The sequence below is a fragment of the Lacihabitans soyangensis genome, from assembly GCF_024343775.1.
Lineage (GTDB): Bacteria > Bacteroidota > Bacteroidia > Cytophagales > Spirosomataceae > Leadbetterella > Leadbetterella soyangensis.
On record NZ_RJUF01000003.1, the window covers coordinates 13886 to 32894 of the forward strand.

At 39.0% G+C, this 19009-nt stretch carries 15 protein-coding genes; 8 read left to right on the plus strand and 7 right to left on the minus strand.

The annotated features are described in order from the left end of the window. Positions 1–52: 52 nt before the first annotated feature. The 4 genes from EGI31_RS02110 to EGI31_RS02125 form a co-directional block, all read right to left on the minus strand. Complete coding sequence (locus EGI31_RS02110) at positions 53–907, minus strand: ABC transporter ATP-binding protein (protein ID WP_255035480.1); 855 nt, start codon at positions 905–907, stop codon at positions 53–55. A gap of 43 nt (positions 908–950) precedes the next feature. Beyond that, positions 951–1742: a nitrate ABC transporter permease gene (gene ntrB / locus EGI31_RS02115; protein WP_255035481.1), complete on the minus strand. Its 792-nt coding sequence runs from the start codon at positions 1740–1742 to the stop codon at positions 951–953. Between the two features lie 56 nt (positions 1743–1798). Next, positions 1799–3004 carry a CmpA/NrtA family ABC transporter substrate-binding protein gene (locus EGI31_RS02120; protein ID WP_255035482.1) on the minus strand — a complete coding sequence of 402 codons (1206 nt, stop codon included), beginning with the start codon at positions 3002–3004 and terminating at the stop codon, positions 1799–1801. A gap of 118 nt (positions 3005–3122) precedes the next feature. Next, positions 3123–4670 carry an alginate export family protein gene (locus EGI31_RS02125; RefSeq protein ID WP_255035483.1) on the minus strand — a complete coding sequence of 516 codons (1548 nt, stop codon included), beginning with the start codon at positions 4668–4670 and terminating at the stop codon, positions 3123–3125. Between the two features lie 778 nt (positions 4671–5448). On the opposite strand from EGI31_RS02125, the gene EGI31_RS02130 reads away from it, so the two are divergent. Continuing rightward, a complete protein-coding gene (locus tag EGI31_RS02130; protein WP_255035484.1) occupies positions 5449–5865 on the plus strand; it encodes a DUF5946 family protein in 417 nt (138 codons plus the stop codon). A 48-nt stretch (positions 5866–5913) separates the two neighbouring features. On the opposite strand, the gene cobA is transcribed toward EGI31_RS02130, so the two are convergent. Continuing rightward, positions 5914–6669, minus strand: a complete 756-nt coding sequence (cobA, locus tag EGI31_RS02135) for a uroporphyrinogen-III C-methyltransferase (RefSeq protein WP_255035485.1) — start codon at positions 6667–6669, stop codon at positions 5914–5916. Positions 6670–6919: 250 nt separating this feature from the next. On the opposite strand from cobA, the gene nirB reads away from it, so the two are divergent. From nirB to EGI31_RS02155, 4 genes are all read left to right on the plus strand, one after another. After that, positions 6920–9442 carry a nitrite reductase large subunit NirB gene (gene nirB, locus EGI31_RS02140; protein WP_262925352.1) on the plus strand — a complete coding sequence of 841 codons (2523 nt, stop codon included), beginning with the start codon at positions 6920–6922 and terminating at the stop codon, positions 9440–9442. 55 nt (positions 9443–9497) lie between these two features. Then, positions 9498–9851 carry a nitrite reductase small subunit NirD gene (nirD, locus tag EGI31_RS02145; RefSeq protein ID WP_255035629.1) on the plus strand — a complete coding sequence of 118 codons (354 nt, stop codon included), beginning with the start codon at positions 9498–9500 and terminating at the stop codon, positions 9849–9851. Positions 9852–9997: 146 nt separating this feature from the next. Then, on the plus strand, positions 9998–11467 hold the full coding sequence (locus tag EGI31_RS02150) for an ATP-binding protein (protein WP_255035486.1): 1470 nt from the start codon (positions 9998–10000) through the stop codon (positions 11465–11467). Further along, positions 11439–12092 (plus strand): response regulator transcription factor, encoded by a 654-nt coding sequence (locus tag EGI31_RS02155; RefSeq protein WP_255035487.1) that lies wholly within the window; start codon positions 11439–11441, stop codon positions 12090–12092. Before EGI31_RS02150 ends, EGI31_RS02155 begins: the two co-directional genes overlap by 29 nt. A gap of 106 nt (positions 12093–12198) precedes the next feature. On the opposite strand, the gene EGI31_RS02160 is transcribed toward EGI31_RS02155, so the two are convergent. Beyond that, complete coding sequence (locus tag EGI31_RS02160; RefSeq protein ID WP_255035488.1) at positions 12199–14364, minus strand: DUF7133 domain-containing protein; 2166 nt, start codon at positions 14362–14364, stop codon at positions 12199–12201. 497 nt (positions 14365–14861) lie between these two features. Between EGI31_RS02160 and EGI31_RS02165 the strand changes: the two genes are divergently transcribed. Beyond that, positions 14862–15341, plus strand: a complete 480-nt coding sequence (locus tag EGI31_RS02165; RefSeq protein WP_255035489.1) for a glutathione peroxidase — start codon at positions 14862–14864, stop codon at positions 15339–15341. A gap of 261 nt (positions 15342–15602) precedes the next feature. On the opposite strand, the gene EGI31_RS02170 is transcribed toward EGI31_RS02165, so the two are convergent. Continuing rightward, positions 15603–16448: a sugar phosphate isomerase/epimerase family protein gene (locus EGI31_RS02170; protein ID WP_255035490.1), complete on the minus strand. Its 846-nt coding sequence runs from the start codon at positions 16446–16448 to the stop codon at positions 15603–15605. Positions 16449–16633: 185 nt separating this feature from the next. Here EGI31_RS02170 and EGI31_RS02175 point away from each other — a divergent pair, with 185 nt between their 5' ends. After that, complete coding sequence (locus tag EGI31_RS02175; RefSeq protein WP_255035491.1) at positions 16634–18082, plus strand: RapZ C-terminal domain-containing protein; 1449 nt, start codon at positions 16634–16636, stop codon at positions 18080–18082. Positions 18083–18257: 175 nt separating this feature from the next. Then, positions 18258–18998 carry a nucleotidyltransferase family protein gene (locus tag EGI31_RS02180; RefSeq protein ID WP_255035492.1) on the plus strand — a complete coding sequence of 247 codons (741 nt, stop codon included), beginning with the start codon at positions 18258–18260 and terminating at the stop codon, positions 18996–18998. The last annotated feature ends 11 nt before the right edge of the window (positions 18999–19009 follow it).

A 19009-nucleotide genomic window follows, 5' to 3' on the forward strand; every position in this document is an offset into this window, starting at 1 on the left:
AGCACTGAGCCCTGCGAAAAGACCCAATGCGATTTCAAAAAAATATAAACACCTATTCAAAAATTACATCTTCAATAGAGAGGTTTTTGACCAATAGACTTAAAAGTTTGTCATGTACTTCCATATATTCGGGTAGGTGAACAATATCTTTTTTGTTTCTTGGTCTTGGAATATTAATATCCACTATTTCACGAATGGTAGCCTCAGGGCCGTCGTTCATAACGACTACTCTGTCAGATAGAAATATGGCCTCTTCTATGTCGTGAGTTACCATTACGATAGTCTGCTGGCGTTTATTTAGATTCCAGATTTTGAGCAATTCCACATGCATTGACCCTTTAGTAAGTGCATCCAAAGCTCCAAAAGGCTCATCCAGCAAAAGTACCGACGGATTAATGGCGAATGCACGAGCAATGGCCGTACGCTGTTTCATTCCGCCTGATAATTGTCCGGGGAGTTTATCTTTGTGCTGCAAAAGATTTACCATCTTGAGGTTATACTCTACTATCTCTTTCTTTTCAAGAGCTGACTTGTTCTTCAAGACCGAATCCACTGCTTCGTAAACGTTTCTGTAAACCGTCATCCATGGTAAAAGCGAGTAGTTTTGGAATACGATTCCTCTATCGGGTCCTGGGCCGGTTACCCTGCTTCCGTTTACGGTTACCTCTCCGAAGGTAGGTCTTACCATACCGCTGATAGAGTTCATCAAAGTAGATTTGCCACAACCTGAGTGACCAATGATGCTCACTATTTCTCCCTTTTTAATGTCTAAGTCAATGTCTTTTACTGCTGTAAAAGTACCTTTTCCATTGGTTTTGAAAGATATAGTTACGTTTTTTACAGAAATGCAATTCGACGTTTCGGACCTTTTCTCTATTAATATTTCATTTTCTAATTCTGTTATCATGATGTTTTTTGTTTAGAAATCATTTTCATCTTTACAATTTGTTTCATTTCCTGTTTTCGTAGGCGAAATAATTCTGAAGTCCATTGAAAAACTTATCGAGCAACAGGCCTACAAAACCAATAATAAGTATGGCCGAAAGAATTTTTTCAAGACTTAGCCCGTTCCACGAATCCCATACAAAGAAGCCGATTCCTACGCCTCCTGAAAGCATTTCTCCGGCTACAATCACCATCCAAGCTACTCCAATGGCCAACCTTAAACCTGTGATGATATGAGGAAGAGCGAATGGAATGAGTATTTTGGTGATGTATTTCCAACGCGAAAACCCAAATGCTTTACCCACATTTTTGTGGTCGTCGGGTATACTCGAAACACCAAATGCAGTGTTAATTAAGGTTGGCCAAAGTGAGGTGATGGCTATGATAAATACCGTGGCTCCTTCCGAAGCTTTGAACGCCAAGAGTCCCAAAGGAAACCAAGCCAATGGGGAAACTGGACGCAAAACCTGAATTAGTGGATTTAGTAGATTCATGGTGAATTTTGAACCGCCCATGAGCATTCCTAGTGGAATAGCCAACAAGCTACCCATTCCGAAACCCATCATTACACGCTTAATAGAACTCCATAGCTGAATACCAATGCCTTTATCGTTGGGTCCGTAGTCATAAAAAGGGTCCTTGAGCATCTCGAAAAACACCGACCATGTTGCAATTGGCCCCGGAATTTCGCTTTTTGTAATGGCCGATACTAAGCTCCAAATCAAGAGTAAAATAACCATGCTACCTACAAAATAGGCTATCGAATACATATTTTTTAAAGAGAAAATGCTTTTCATGATTTTAATGCTTTTTGTGAATTCGGGAAGAGACGATTCCCCTCCCGAATAATTTGTTATTTGCGGGTACTACCAAGATATGCCGCTGGGTTGTTGGGATCAAAGGCTACGTCAAGATTGGTTTTGAAACCTTTCATGTCTGCCTGAACTGGTACTCCAGTTTCCTTCGCTACCTCTGCCCATAGATCGTCCAATATTAGTTTTTCGGCTATTCCTTTATAATCAGGAGCTGATTTGAGCATTCCAAAGCGAACATATTGAGTTAAAAACCAAATAGCGTGCGACTTAAGAGGTGTATTAACTACTCCATTATTATAAAAACGCATGTTGTTGTCGCCGTATTTTTGTGCCCCGAGCTCACACCCAAGGTCATATGAACCAAGAATTCTACTTTCTATTGCGGCCACAGGAGCATTTACATAATATGGTTTTGTAAGCCAGCTTACTGCTTTCTTACGGTTTGCGGCATTTGCGTCTAACCATTTGCAAGCCTCAACAATTGCTTTCATCACGTTTTTCAAATCTGCTCTGTTTTCTGATGCAAACTCTGAGTTAACTATAAGGGCTTTTTCAGGATGATTTTTCCAAATATCTTGTGAGGTAATCTCTGTAAAACCAACATTTTGGGCAGCTGCAACGCCATTCCATGGTTCCCCTACGCTAAAGCCCTCCATGTTATCCACCTTCATATTGGCTACCATTTGAGGTGGCGGAATGGTAATAATTCCCACAGATTTTTGATTTATACCAGCGGCTGCCATCCAGTTTCTCAACCAGATATCATGCGTGCCACCAGGAAATGTCATAGCAAAAGTCACTTCTTTTTTCTTCTTCAAAGCTGTTACAGCAGCCGCAACTTTGCTGGTTTCTTTGAACCCAACCACACCGCAGAAATCCTTTGAAAGCGTGATGGCTTGGCCATTGTTATTCAAAACCATGGCTATTTTCATTTGTGAGCCTGCTTTGCCACCAATGCCCGTATAAACCGAAAGCGGCATTGAAAACAAGCAGTGGGCTCCAGAAAGCTCTCCGTTCAGAACTTTATCGCGGATGTTTGCCCATGAAGCTTCTTTGCTAAGTTCTACATTTACACCATATTTTTTGAACAAACCTAGTTCTTTGGCCACCACCAATGGGGCACAATCAGTTAAAGGTATAAATCCCAGTTTAATTACGCTCACTGGAGCGGTTTTGAAAGATGTTGTAACCGAAACTATGGCCAAAAGCATAGCTACCGATAATATTTTTATGGTTCGTTTCATTTTTTTAATAAATTGAAAATGTGATGTTTAAAGATTTAACCTACAAGGTTTGTGCTTAATGTTTGTGGGGACACAAACATTGGCTGACTAAAACATTAGTCGACACAGACAATTGCCATTACTGCTTGATAGCTACTGGTTTAGTGTAAAAGAAATCTGGACGGATGTTGATCATTAAGTATGCCCAGTTACCCGTTTTCTTGGTTTTGTCTAAAGTATTTGATTTTACGTATTCCAAAGAATTGCTTCCTTTCATGATAGAATAACCTAACTCCAAAGTGGTGAATTTATTCATAGCCACTTGTCCAACGAAATCAATCTCGGTTCCAAGCTTTTTATCCAACAGTTTATTGCCATCTAACTTGTTAAGCGTAGCAGCTTCCAAACTGAAATAATGTGCGTCAGCCATAAAGGTGAAAACCTTGTTTACGTATTTCAGTTTGAGGTATGCATCTTGCAATCCACCAGCTGGAGAGCCAGTACCCACATAAAAGTAATCCATGTAACCCCAGTGTTTGTGTGGAGTGCCATAAAGTGGATCAAACTTAGAGGTTTGACCAGCGATCGGTTTTGTGGCATTATTACCCGTGAGTACCTCATAACCCGGTCCAAAAGACCACTTGCCTTTTTGCATCATCGCAAATGCACCATAATGATACGCATTTTTGATTGTCAGACCGTCGCGGTCCTTTCCAGATTGAGCATAAAACCAAGCCTGAGCAGAAATTTTCCCAAACATAGCAGAAGCATTTCCAAATTGGCTGTTGGCCATTAAGCCATACGTTAGTCTTGAATTTACCCCCGTTTGGTTGTACCTACGGCCATACACGTAGCCTTGTGTAGCGTTACCAATACTGTCAGAAATGTATTTTGAAAAATCATCTTTGAAAAACAAACCCGAAAGTTTGGTCTGCTTAAATTTCCTTGTCAAATAGGCCATTTGGAAAGACTTAAACTGTTGATTCTGACCATTGGTACTCAGTGGAGTAGCCAAAACTAATGCTCCGCCTTTGCCAGCAGTAGGAATAAATCCAAGTGGGATGGCCAAACTCACGTTTTTGCTAGAAAGGGCAGACGCAGGAGCATTGCCAGCGGTATAATTTGTCCCTGTTACTCCAAAACCATCGGTATTTTGGTTAAATCCTCCGCCAAAATCTAGCGACCAACCCTGGTGTTGGGCTTTGAAAATAGCTGCATCGAATCGACGTGCCTGTTGCAACCAGTCCAAATTGCCCAATAAACGTACATCGTCGTACAACAATTCTTGCCTGCCAATTTTAAGCGAAAGGTTCTGAATTGCTTTGAATTTTACAGTGGTATCTGCTGAATTTGCCAAAATAAGTTCTGCATTGGCTTCATGAACCATAAGTTTACTTCCGTCTGCGTTACTGATAGTTGAAGCATCTTGTCCCCAAACCCTCACATCTTGAATAGCAGTAGTAAAAACCACTCTATCCCATTTATATCCGAATGTTAATCTAGTTCGTTGTGATGTAAATGCCGCTGCTTTTGCGTCTAAAGGAGCTAGGTTTCCCAATCCGTCTCTTACTTCTGTTCGAGTACGCACCTGGCCTACCAAACTGAATTGACCATATGTAGAAACTTTCAAGAAATAAATAAGTATAAATAACCAAAGTTTTTTTGAAAATAGAAGTTTCTTTTCCATCTTTCTAATTTTTTTAGAGATAAAATCCTTAATAGCAATTTTAGGAGTACAAAACACTTGTTTTGTTTTGATTACAAAAAGAAGAAACACAGATAAAAAAACTCAATTTCTGAAGACAGTTTGTTATTCGAAAATTTATTGATTTTCTTTACATCCGTCTATGTGTTCCAACACCGTAGGCAATTCCTTTGGCCGTTGGCGGTACTCCAATACCCCTTCGGCCTTTTTTTACTCTTGTATGCATCCAAGAGTTTATAGGTGCTCCAACACCTTCTTTTGAAATCTTTTTCTAAATCGGAATAAGATTCCCTTCTGATTCTCAATTATTTAAAAAAGGATGACAGTTCGAAATTATAACTAAGTATAAATACTCAAATACATTTAAGTATTTATTTTAAGGAAATAGGAAAAGTTCTTTGCATGTTTTAATTTAACATTTGAAAATTTATATTTTGAAAATTGAAACACCAAAAAACACCGATTTTTTCACCTTGTATAAATTCACTTGTTTTTACATGTTTTTGATTTTTTTGCCCACTTTTTTGATTTTTTTAAACCACATTTTTACTATTCTGTAACTTTTGCTATCATTTATTAACTTTTTTAAACCTATTTTTGAAAGAAATACAATTTTGTGTTCTTAGCCCGAGTGGCCTAGTAGCGGAAAGTTTCGGTGGAAACAAAACTTTGATTGAAGAAAGACTTTAGTAAATTATAGTTTGATTGCTTTTCAAAAGAATGAATAATTGCATCCTATATCGTTTGGAGATTTATTAATATGCAGGAACATTATAACGAACTGGCGTTTTTTACCTTAAACCTCCATGATGATCGTTTTGTGCATCAATATGTGGTTGATGCCTTTACTTGTCAATATGCCGATGACAACACAAAACCCATAAGCCTAACTTTTGCTTTAGCTGGCTTATATTTGTTTATAGAGAAAGGATACTCGGGCAGGGAGGTACAGAAATTCCATACATTAATGAGCAAAAGAAAAATGGCTTGGCCAAATTTCATTGTGCCTTCTTATCAAGAGCTCCATGTGGATATTTCGTCGGTAATTGCCTGTAATGATCAAAATGAACGAATCGAATTAATCGAAAAATGGTGTGCTGGTGTTTGGGAAGTCAATAAGGAGAATCATGACAAGGTAGAGGATTTAGTTAGAAATTATTTGGGCTGCAAGAAATAATCAAATTGAAATTTGAGTTGTCGTTTATCCAATGAGCGAAAACACAATTTAGTTACAAAGTATCTCCGACCCATACTGTAGGATGTACTCTTTGTGTAGACTCACCACTTCCCCTATTATTATCACAGACGGCTGCTTGATGTTTTCTTCTCTTACTTTTGCGGCTATATCTTTAATTTTGCCAATCACAAACCGCTCATTGTGACAAGTTCCGTTTTGGATAATAGCCACTGGTGTTTCCACTTTGCCATAGCTTCTAAAAATTTTAGCTATTTCTTCAAGTTTGCTCAAGCCCATTAATATTACTATTGTCGCACTCGACTGAGCCGCCAAGTATATGTCTTTTGGCAATTGCTTTGCTTTTGTGTGGCCTGTCATTACCCAAAAACTCTCTGAAAGTCCGCGTTTAGTTACTGGAATCCCCTGTGCTGTAGGCACTGCAATACAACTAGATACTCCTGAAATTATTTCTGTTTCTATTCCAAACGACTCAGCATGCTCCAGTTCTTCGGTTGCTCTACCAAATACTATTGGGTCGCCTCCCTTCAGTCTGACGGCATGGCCATACTCAAATGCCGAAGCTATCAAAAGCTCGTTTATTTGGTCTTGAGTCAAGCTATGGCTTTCAAATCTTTTGCCCACAAATATATGCTTACAATCTTGCCGGGTATATTTTAAAAGTTCTTCATTAGCTAAAGCATCATATAAAACCACATCTGCATTTTCTAAAGCCCTTATTCCTTTAAGAGTAATCAATTCAACATCCCCTGGCCCAGCTCCTACAAGTGTTATTTTTGGTTTCATATTTTTAAGTATTAATACTTATAAGTTTTTAGAAGAAATCCAATTGTACTATTTTTAGTTAAAATTTAATATTTATTTCAAAAACAAGTCTATTTGAACATAAATAATAGATTTTCTTTAACAATCTTAGTGTTTTAATTTTCAATTATCTAATATTGTTTCATAATTAATTACTTATTAATACTCATTTTATAAATATTATTAGATAAGTACAATTGAGTATTTTTATCACGTATATAAGTTTGATATCATGAAAAAGAAAGTAGTTGTAGTTGGTAACGGTATGGTGGGTTACAAATTTTGTGAAAAATTAGTATCCAAAGGTGGAAATGAACAGTTTGATATTATTGTGTTTGGAGAAGAACCTCGCCCAGCTTACGACAGGGTTCACCTGAGTGCTTATTTTGGCGAGAAAACTATTGCAGAACTTACTATGGCACCTTTGGAATGGTATTCCGAAAACCAAATACAATTATATCTCAGTGACCCAGTGACCAATATTGATAGAAAAAAGAAAATCATCAATACCCACCAAGGCATTTCGCTCAACTACGACTATTTAATACTCGCCACGGGTTCTGCTCCATTTGTTCCACCGATTCCTGGGGTAGAAAAAGACGGGGTTTTTGTTTACAGAACGATTGAAGACTTAGACATGATGAAATCTCATGCGGCAAAATCTAAAATAGGGGCTGTAATAGGGGGAGGTCTTTTAGGCTTAGAGGCCGCTAAAGCTTTACTTGATTTGGGAATCACCGATGCCCACGTTATAGAATTTGCACCGAGACTTATGCCAAAACAAATAGATCAGGCAGGTTCTGATATTTTAAAAAGCAAATTGAATGCACTGGGCATAAAGATTCACTGCAATAAAAACACACAAGAAATATCTGGCGAAGATAGCATCGAAAAAATGGTGTTTGCTGATGGAGAGACATTGAAAGTTGATATGTTAGTCATTTCTGCTGGAATAAAACCCCGCGATGAACTGGCTAAAATAGCGGGCTTAGAAGTTGGCTCAAGAGGCGGTATATTGGTAAATAATAAACTCCAAACCTCTGACGAAAGTATTTTCGCAATTGGCGAATGTGCATTGCACGAGCACATGATTTACGGCTTGGTAGCTCCAGGTTATGAAATGGCCGACATCGTAGCGTCAGAACTTATGGGTAATGCAACCAAAGAATTTACCGGTTTTGATATGTCCACCAAACTAAAGCTCATTGGTGTAGATGTCGCTAGTTTCGGCAATGCATTTGCTGAAGAGCCAGATTGTCAGACCATTATATATGAAAACAAAACCAAGGGTGTTTACAAACGCATAAACATCAGCAACGATAACAAATACCTTTTGGGAGGTATATTAGTGGGTGATGCCGAGCAATACAATATGCTTTTGCAAACGGTGAACAATAAACTTCCTATCCCTGCAGACGCTGAGGATTTGATCTTGGGCTCGCGTGGTGGTGAGTCCGGGGGAGAATCCGGCGTGATGTCTTTACCAGATGAAGCTCTGATTTGTTCTTGCGAAGCGATTACGAAAGGGCAAATTTGCCATGAGGTGATTGAAAATGGGAATGACACAGTGGATGCTCTTAAAAAATCAACAAAAGCTTGTACGGGTTGTGGAGGATGCACACCCATGGTGAAGGATCTAATTCAAGGCATTCTTAAATCTCAAGGAAAAGTAGTTAGAAACGTTCTTTGTGAGCATTTTGACCATACCCGTCAGGAATTATTGAGTTTGGTAAAAATCAAAAACCTCAAAACTTACGACGACGTTTTGGAAGATTTGGGACATGGAGATGGTTGCGAAATTTGTAAGCCAGCGGTGGCTTCAATATTAGCAAGCCTTTGGAACGAAAACGTCCTCGAAAAAGGCCGTTTAACGGCACAGGATTCTAACGACAGATTTTTGGCCAACATCCAAAGAGGCGGAACTTATTCTGTAGTTCCTCGAATTCCGGGCGGAGAAATAACGCCTGAAAAACTCATAGCGATTGGTGAGGTAGCTCAAAAATATGGTCTTTATACCAAAATAACTGGTGGCCAACGGATTGACATGTTCGGTGCTCATGTAGGAGATTTACCTGCAATTTGGGAAGAATTAATCGCCGCGGGCTTCGAAAGTGGGCAGGCTTATGGAAAATCTCTGAGAACCGTAAAAAGCTGCGTAGGAACTACTTGGTGTAGGTTTGGCGTGCAAGATGCCGTAAGTTTTGCTATAGAGGTAGAGAATAGATACAAAGGACTCCGTTCACCACATAAACTCAAGTCGGCGGTATCGGGCTGTATTAGAGAATGTGCCGAAGCTCAAAGCAAAGATTTCGGAATTATAGCTACTGAAAAAGGTTGGAATCTTTATGTATGCGGCAACGGTGGATCCAAACCTCGCCATGCAGAACTCTTGGCCACTGATGTTAGTAGCGAAATGTGTCTTAAGCTAATCGATAGATTCTTGATGTTTTACATAAAAACAGCCGAGCCTCTTCAAAGAACGGCCCCATGGCTCGACAAAATGGAGGGTGGACTGGCCTACCTCAAATCTGTAGTTATAGACGATTCCCTAGGATTGAACGCCCAGTTTGAGGCCGACATGGACGCTCTGGTAGACTCCTACAAATGCGAGTGGAAAGAGGCCGTTGAAACCCCCGAAATCAGAAAAAGATTCGTGCACTTTGTAAATGCTCCTGAAGAAAAAGACCCAACGGTGAAGTTTGAGCCACTTCGAGAACAGATAAAGGCAGAAGACTGGAATGCTGTATTAAAGTAAGTATAATGAACCAATGATACATCTGTATGAATTATTTCATGCCATGATGAAACCAATGAAAAATATGAACAATACCGAAACAATTACAACGTGGATATTGGCATGTAAAGTTGAGGATATCCCAGAAAATGGAGGAGCCTGTGTTTTACTTGACGGAGAACAAATAGCCATATATAATTTTAAAAAACGTGGCGAATGGTATGCCACGCAAAATCTTTGCCCTCACAAACAACAGATGGCACTTTCTAGAGGAATGATAGGCTCTACTGGAGAAGAGCCCAAAGTGGCCTGTCCCTTTCACAAGAAAACATTCTCGTTAAAAACAGGAGCTTGCTTGAGTGGCGACGATTATGAAATTAAAACTTACGAAGTAAAAGTGGAAAACAACCAAGTGTTTGTTGCACTTTGATTTACAGAATTATGGCCATTCGGGTTTTCAGATAAATCTCAAAATCCGCAACCTTGTGTAAAAAACACTTATGAATCTACTTGGTGACTGTATATTAGGTTTTTTTAGCTCATTTATGTTATTTTTGATTTCAAAATAAACCCGAAATGGCCACCTTAGACAAAACCGTTGGGCAAAGATTAAAAGTCCAGTATATTTTTGCATTATTGGTAGTGGCCTCTTTAACCATTTTGGGGCAAATCATTATCCAATCTACTCTATCGAGTTCGCTTGATGACTCACATGTAATAAATATAGCGGGTCGCCAACGCATGCTCAGTCAGCGTCTCACCAAAATCTCACTTATTCTTAATGACCCCACGGTTTCGGCAGAACAAAAAAATATATATTTGAAAATATTTCCTTCTGCCTATAATCTTTGGAAAGAAAGTCATGAAGCTTTAAAAAACAATAAGCTGGAGAAACCCAGAAAGTATAATGTCACTAATAGTCGTGAAATAGCAAAACTGTACCAGAGCATAGAACCTGTTTTTACAAAGCTCTTGGCTTTATTTAAACAAGCTTCTATCAATAGCCTCAATGATAAAAGCAAAACCGAAATTCTCGAAAATGAACGTTTGTATTTGGAGCTCATGGAAAAAATCGTGTTCACCTACGATGCAGAGGCCACCAAACGTGTAGACTCTGTAAAATCTTTCGAACTCATTTTGTTGTTTCTTACCTTGGGTACCTTGTTGGTAGAGGCATTCATGATTTTTAGTCCGTTGGTCAACTACGTAAAAGAGGTAATCGCTCGCTTAACCAGTTCTGAAAGCCAATTGCAAGAAACAAACGACCAGCTGAGGTTTTCTAACAGAATGCTATTTCAAGCACAAGAAAAACTCGAAAAAGCCTCTAGAGAAAAATATGAAGCAAAGCTCGAAGAAGAAAAAACCAGGTCGGCCTCGCTATTAGAAGGTCAAGAAGAAGAACGCAAGAGAATGTCTAGAGAAATGCACGATGGGGTAGGTCAAATGCTAACCGGTATAAAACTGGCGGCTAGCAAACTTAAATCATTAGAAGCGAGCCATCCCAAGTTTGAGTCCACTTTAAGTAGCCTCCACGACCTCATAAATGAAACAATAGAGGCAACACGAATTGTATCATTTAATCTTATGCCACCAGTTTTGGCTGATTTTGGATTAGAACCAGTACTGACTATCTTGAAAAATTCTATAGAAAAATCTACCAAAATCAAGGTAAAATTAGAAATCAAACTAATTAACGAACGATTGTCCCAAAGCCTAGAAATAAACATTTATCGAATTATACAAGAAGCCACCAACAATACCTTAAAACACGCCAAAGCTAAAAATATCATCATAAGAATCTTAGAAAAAGACAGTATAGTTTTTGTGGAAATCAGCGATGACGGACTTGGTTTTGACCCTAACCATATTTTTTACAAAAAGCAATCGCTTATCCACAATGGTGTGACAAATATTAAAACTCGGTGCGAGCTTTTGCAAGGAAGTTTCAAACTAACCTCGGCTCCTAAAGAAGGTACAAATATTTTCATTAAATTGCCGATTGATAATTCAGACCAAAATGGGGAAAATAAGAATATTGTTAGTTGACGACCACGCCGTAGTTAGAAAAGGGCTAATTTCTTTGCTCGAAGACGAGGACCACTTAGAAGTAGTTGGAGATGTCGGCAGTGGCAAGGAAGCTTTGGAATTAGTACCAAAACTAAAGCCAGGAGTGATTTTGTTAGACCTGAATATGCCAGAAATGTCGGGCATGGAAACAGCCAAGCATCTTAAAAAACTAGCCCCCTCCATAAAAATATTGGTGTTTTCGATGCACAACGATGCTGATTATGTTCTTAAAAGTATTGAAAACGGCATCGATGGATATTTGCTAAAGGACAGTGAAAAAGACGAGATTTTACTTGGAATAAAAACCGTTTTTGAGGGGAATAAATACTTCCCACCTTCTATTTCGGCCACGTTGGTTGGAGCTATTCAAACCAAAGGAAAGTCCGTTTCAAGCCCAAAAAATAATTTGAAAACTGATGTTCTTTCGAAAAAAGAAAAGCAAATTTTGAAATTAATAAGCGAAGGTAAAAACAGTAAAGAAATAGCCGATTTGCTAGATTTAAGTATTCGTACTGTTTCTAACCATAGAGCAAATATGCTTAAGAAAACCAATCTCAATAACACTGCCGAGCTGGTTAGAATTGCCAGCAAAGAAGGAATTTAGTCAGACCCCCTACTAATCAAAGAAAAATCCATCAGTTATGAAGACTTTGCTAAAACCAGAGCTATTGTTTTTCGTGCCTTGGTATCTTTATTATGAGAGCTTAAAACTATTTTTCGAAATCAGTTTCTAACAATAATTTTTCGTTAAAAACCCCGCTGCCCTCCGGTTTTTTAGACCTCATCTTCTTTACGTCGGCCACAGTTATTCTCTTTGGCTCTTTGGCGTAAGCATTTTGTGTAAAACCTATGATATCTACAATGTCTTGGTCACTAATAGAACTGTTGTTGAGCAACGCGGGCATTTCGTTATTCAGCTCATAACGCTTCCCCCCTACACTCATTGGGCCTCCAATACCATGCAGAATAATGGCCGCCAAGCGTTTTGTAGAGCCGTCAATGTACTCTGATCCTTTCAAGGGAGGGGCTAAGTTTTCAATTCCTTTTCCATCGGCTCCATGACAAGTGGCACAAATGGACCTGAACAATTGTAAACCTTTCGTGCGGCCGTCCACCTCATTTTTTACTTTTACAAATATCGGATTGGGCTCTTTCTTTTGTTTGTTTGTTATGGCTAAGTTCAAATTGGTTTTCAACAACTCATTCGGAGTCATTTTATCCATAAAAACGGTCTCTTTACCCTCCAAGCTACTTGTTAAGGCGTCTTGAAATACTTTATCTGTTGAATATTTCTTTTCTATTTCTGAAAGAATTGGCAAGAAATTGTTTTCTGATATTTTGATCCAAGAACCCAAAGAGCTGGCCAAATAAAGGTCTATCGTTTCATTGTTTTGAGCTTGCAATAAAACTACCAATTGCTTGAATTTCGGAACATTGGCCGTAATAGCATACTTTTCGAGAAGACCCAGAGCATGGGCTACGGTTTCGGGTTGTTTAGACTTCTTGGCAGTTTCCTCCAGAAAACCAAATGTGAGAGCATTGAGTCCTTCAAGAACATACAACGCATGAATCTCGGTGGAATATTCGTTGCTAGCAAGCGTCAGAGTTTTTAAATCCTTCACAATGGTTAAATCTTTCCTCAGAATCAACAACTGCTGGGCACGGTCTCTAATCCACCCGTTGGGGTGACTTAAAAGATTTACCAAATCTTTACTTGTTGTTTTGGTAAAATCAGGAATCTCATAAGCTTTGGCATTCTTATGGGTTACTTTTAAAATTCTTCCGGCATTTTGAAGCGTATCCAACTGTTTTTTGGCCAACAGTTCAGTTAAATATTGCGAAATATATGCTTTGTGCTGAATAATCCCTCGGTGCATATCTACAATGTACATGGCTCCATCTGGTCCATTAAAGAGGTTTACTGGCCGAAAACCCTCATCTTTAGAAGAAATGAACTCTTTGCCTGGAATAGCTCTGGTACCTTTAATGCTGGTAGTTTTTACATCCAAAATACTACGGGTGATCAGGTTAGCTTCAGGAACACAAACAAAGGCGTTTTGATTATAAGAAGCTGGAAATGAAGACCCTCTATAAATCACTGGCCCACACGAAGCCGTAACTTCTTTGAGAAATCCGTTTTCGTCTAAGACATTTTTCACATAGCCTCTATTAACCGAAGTAGCGTGAATGGGAAAAACCTTATTGTCGGTCAACATCTGATTCTCGGCAGCCTTAGGTCTGAAATATTTGTTTTTAATTACCCTGTTGGGCAGCACGAAGTCGCCTTGGAGATGCGTGCTGTTGTTATTAAAATACAATCGGCCAAAATTGTCTTTGGTGATACCCCATTGACCTCTCATTGAAGTAGGTTCTTTCAACCATTTTCCATTTTGAAGACGATATCTGAAATTATAATCGGCATTGTAAATCCAGTTGTCGATGTTCATCATCAGACCATTTGATGCATGCTCCACGTTTCCACCTTCGGCGTAAATAGGGTCAACGAGGGTCTTTTTGCCCGGTTGGTCATTTTTTATTTCAACAAACCACAGCTTGGGGCCATCTACATACATTAAACCACCATAAATAAAGGCCAAAGCACGAGGAAGAACGAGTTTATCCAAAAACACTTTTGAACGGTCAATAACGCCATCTTTGTCGAGGTCTTCTAGTATTTTTATTTTACCTGTCGGTTCTTCCTCTCCTATTCCTTCTAGATTGGGCATATATCCCGTCATTTCTACTACCCACATGCGACCTTTATTATCAAAATCCATGGCCACAGGTGCTTTGATGTAGTTTTCAGAAGCGATTACTTTCAAATCAAAACCTTCCTCGATGGTATAGTCGTCCAATGAAATATTGGGCTCGAACATCTCGATTTTTTTAAAGCCCAAAAATGAGAAAACTATAAGAATAAGCGTGATTAACGAGTACGTTAACTGCTTTGAATTGAATTTATACATGCCTTAAAAACGTAAAATTGAGGTTGATGTTTACTCTGAAAAATCTAATATTAGTTCCAAATCTGCAATTAAAACGAGATTTTAGACAAAACTAACTTTCATGAAGCTCAAAGACTACCACAATAGGGACATATAGTGGTGAAATTTTGTCACTTTTCGTGCTTATTGTGGAATTAAACAATTGAAAACCAAATTAGGACTAACTCTTATACCTTTTGATACACTTTTCAAAACAAAAAACCCTTTAGAATCCCAAAAATCAATGGGTTTTCAGAAATCAAAAGGGTTGCCACTGGTAAATTGAAAAAGAATTTGGTCCCTAATTGAACAATTCAATTTGAACAATAAGAATCGACAGGCGGTTTGAACTTGGACATCATCAACATTCTAATAGAAAGAAACAAAATATGGATTTTTACGACTTAAAGACCAAAACACCTTCTGGTAAGATAATAAAAATGACGGAGTTTAAAGACAAAGCTGTTTTGATAGTAAATACCGCTACCAAATGTGGATTGGCACCTCAGTTTGATGGACTTGAAAAACTGCATGAAACCTATGGTAAAGATGGCCTTGTAGTACTGGGATTCCCTTGTAATCAATTCTTGAATCAAGAACCTGAATCGAATAAAACCGTAGAGGAAGCCTGTAGAATAAATCACGGAGTAACATTCCAGCTCACTGAAAAAGTGGATGTTAATGGCAAATCTACCGATCCGATATTCAAATTTTTAAAAGATAAATTGGGCGGCACTTTGGGTAGTGCCATCAAGTGGAATTTTACAAAGTTTTTGGTGAATCCACAGGGTAAGCCTTTCAAAAGATATGCACCAACCACCACTCCAGAGGAAATTGAAGGCGATATCAAAAAAATTTTGGGAATCTAAACCCAAATAACTCATTAGAAAATCGGCTACAATAAAATTTGGCTTCATACCTATTTCCGAGCCTCTGCAAACCTATCTCGATAGGTTTTTCGATACTCGTCGTAGCTATTTTGTCAAATTCTATTTCGCCACAATGTCTATTGAGTTTTTTGGGTTAAAATCTGTTTTTGCTAAATAAAAAAAACTCCCCAAATTCTAGAAAACTAGAAATCGGGGAGTTTCAAAGTTGATATACTTTCCGAACAATTTATTAGCAAACCATCAAAGGCTTTTTAAGTATTCTATGCTTTTAGGTACATTCTCGAGCTCTTTATTGCTTTCGTCTTCAATGAAATAGTGTTGTATACCCGCTTTTTTCGAAAGTTTGAAAATCTTCTTCCAATCTGCCTGACCGGTGCCTAAAACTACGTCGTTTTCTGCCGGTTCATGACCCGATTTATCACCTACTACACCTTTTCTGAGGTCTTTTACGTGCATCAGTTTCCAGCGGTTGCCGTATCTTTTCAGCAATTCTTGGGGCGAAGCAACTCCTCCTCCGTGAATGGTCCAAAGTACGTCCATCTCAAAAGAAACATATTTGGGGTCTGTGTTTTGGATGATGTAATCCATGTAAGTGCCTTTATCGTGCGGGCGAAACTCATACCCGTGGTCGTGATAACAGAATGTAATGCCGTTTTCGGCCAAAACTTTGCCTCCAGCATTGAACACCTCCACCGCTTTTTTGGTGTCTTCTAGCGTAAAATCATTGCCTTTGTGTGGTATCCAAGCACACATGACATATTTGGCACCCAAGGCTTTGGCTTTGTCGGCCACCGCTTGTGGGTCTTTTTGTAGCTCTTCAAAACTACAACCGGTAGAAGGAATACTAATGCCGCGGTCGTTGCACATTTTCTTGAATTCTGCTGCGGTTTGACCCTTTTGTGGGCCACCTTCTAGCTCTGTAAAACCCATTTTCTGGATAATATCCAAGGTTTGTTCTACACCTTTAGGGAAATGATTGCGGAACGTATAGGCCTGTACACCAAGTGGATAGGTATAAAGTTTTTTCTGCGAAAAGCCCGAAAGGCTTACAAGCGAGAGTAAAAGAACAAAGCTAATTTTTTTCATCTTGGTTAAATAGTTGAATTGAGTTTTCAATTTATGAACAAAAAATCAGATTTGATTTAAGTTCTTCCATTTTTTCAAAATCTCTCTTTTCAAGGGTCTCCATATTAACATTTCTTCGCAGACAGACAAATTCTCAATTGCACACCGCACAGTTTTCCAATATCTTTGTGGCTTAATCCGAAAAAATGAAGCCTTTAGCAGAAATCGTTCAAGAATTTTTTGAGACCGCAATCGCGGAACCCATCACCAATACCGAAATCATTCCGCTCAGTGGTGGAGATAGACGGTATTTTAGATTTTATACCGCAGCAAAATCGTACATCGGTTGTTACAACGAAAACATCAAAGAAAACGAAACTTTCTTCTACTATACCCATCATTTCAAGGCTATTGATGTTCCACTTCCTGAAATTTTGGCGATTGATACCGAACGAAAAATTTATATTCTGGAGGATTTAGGCAAGGAATCTTTGCTTAATAATCTCGAAGCAAAAGGTTTCACAACTGAGGTTTTTGACTTGTACAAAAAGAGTCTTCGAGAATTGGCCAGAATGCAGATTTTGGGAGCAAAAGATCTCAATTTTGATGTTGCCCTCACTGCAAAAGAATTTGGCAAACAGGCCATCATGAGCGATTTGCTTTACTTCAAATATTACTTTGTAGATACCTTAAAAATACCTTACGACAAACAACAGCTCTTGGAAGATTTCGATGCTTTGGCCACTTATCTAACCAAAACCGAGTACAAGATGTTTATGTTCAGAGACTTTCAGAGCCGAAACATCATCGTGAAGGATGGAAAAGTGGGCTTCATTGACTACCAAGGCGGTATGCGTGGAGCATTGCAATACGACGTGGCCTCACTTCTTTGGCAAGCCAAAGCAGACCTCAGTGAAGAATGGAAAAACGAGCTTTTGGAATATTACATTACGGTCATTAACGAACTTTTGCCCGCACCTGTGCAAAAAGAAGTTTTCGTAAGTCAGTACAATGGTTATGTAGTTATTCGGATGTTGCAAGTGCTGGGAGCTTATGGTTTTAGGGGACTTTTTGAACGAAAAGCTCATTTCCTTTCGAGCATTCCATTGGCTTTACGGAACCTCAAGTGGTTTTTGGCCAACCGAAAAGTAGGATTAATTGTGCCTACTTTAGACGATATTTTGGCACAAATTACCAATACGGAAATCATCAAGCGTTTTGAACCACAAAAAGCCGACGAAAACACGCCATTGGTAGTAAAAGTAAAAAGCTTTAGCTACAAAAAGAGCGGAATACCGAAAGACGAAAGCGGCAATGGAGGCGGTTTTGCATTTGATTGCAGAGGGATTTTGAACCCAGGCAGATTTGAACCTTATAAAAAAATCACTGGCCGTGAAAAAGAAGTGATTGATTTCTTGGAGCAACAAACCAAAATGCCTGATTTCATGAACAATGTTTATAATATCATTGACATTTCGGTAGAAGACTATATTGCTCGTGGTTTTGATAGCTTGGCCATAAATTTTGGCTGCACTGGCGGCCAACACCGCAGCGTGTTCGCAGCCGAGCAAACCGCCCGCCACCTCCGCAACAAATATAAAGTAAAAGTGGAGCTGGAGCATGTGGAGCAGGGTATTAGGGAGGTGAAGTATTAATTTTAGTTGGAAAGTTAGAAAGTTGGAAAGATTAGTTTACGTTTATTGAAATTTTAAACACACAGTTATCATAGGAAATGACACATAGGCACAGAGTATCAAAAATCAATATGTCTGTGTGAAAAATATTCTCGAAGGAAAGCTATGTGAACGATGTGGTTATAAAAAACAATTTATGTCAAAAAAAATCGCTGGATTTATATTAGCTGCAGGTCTCGGCACTCGCCTGAAACCTTGGACAGACCACCACCCAAAGGCATTGGCGGTGGTGAATGGTAAGTCTTTGCTCCAACGCAATGTGGAATACCTACAGAAATTTGGGATTACTGATATCGTGGTAAATGTGCATCATTTTGCTGACCAAATCATTGAAGCCATAGAAACCAACAAAGGTTGGGGTAGCAAAATCAGCATCAGTGACGAAACGGACATGGTTCTGGAAACCGGAGGCGGGCTATTGAAAGCCAAAAGTCTTTTGGAAGGTTGCGAGACATTCGTACTGATGAATTGCGATATTTTGACCGATTTGGATTTAAACAACTTACTAATTCAACACCAAGAAAACCAAGCACTTGCTACTTTGGCCGTGGCCAACCGTGAAACTAGCCGCTATTTGCTTTTCAACCAAAAACATGAAATGGTGGGTTGGAAAAACATAAAAACTGAAGAGATAAAATTACCTGCCCAACAAAAACAAGGCTCTACCGAACCCTCGCCAATGGCCTTCAGCGGCATACATGTGATATCCAATTCCATTTTTGACAAAATAAACCTCACAGGCAAGTTCGGCATGATAGACCTCTACCTCGACCTCTGTGCCGACAACAAAATAATAGGCTACGACCACAGCAACGACTTTGTATTGGATGTTGGGAAACCTGAGGCTGTTGTGCAGGCGGAAGGGCTATTTAAGTAACGTTTTATGTA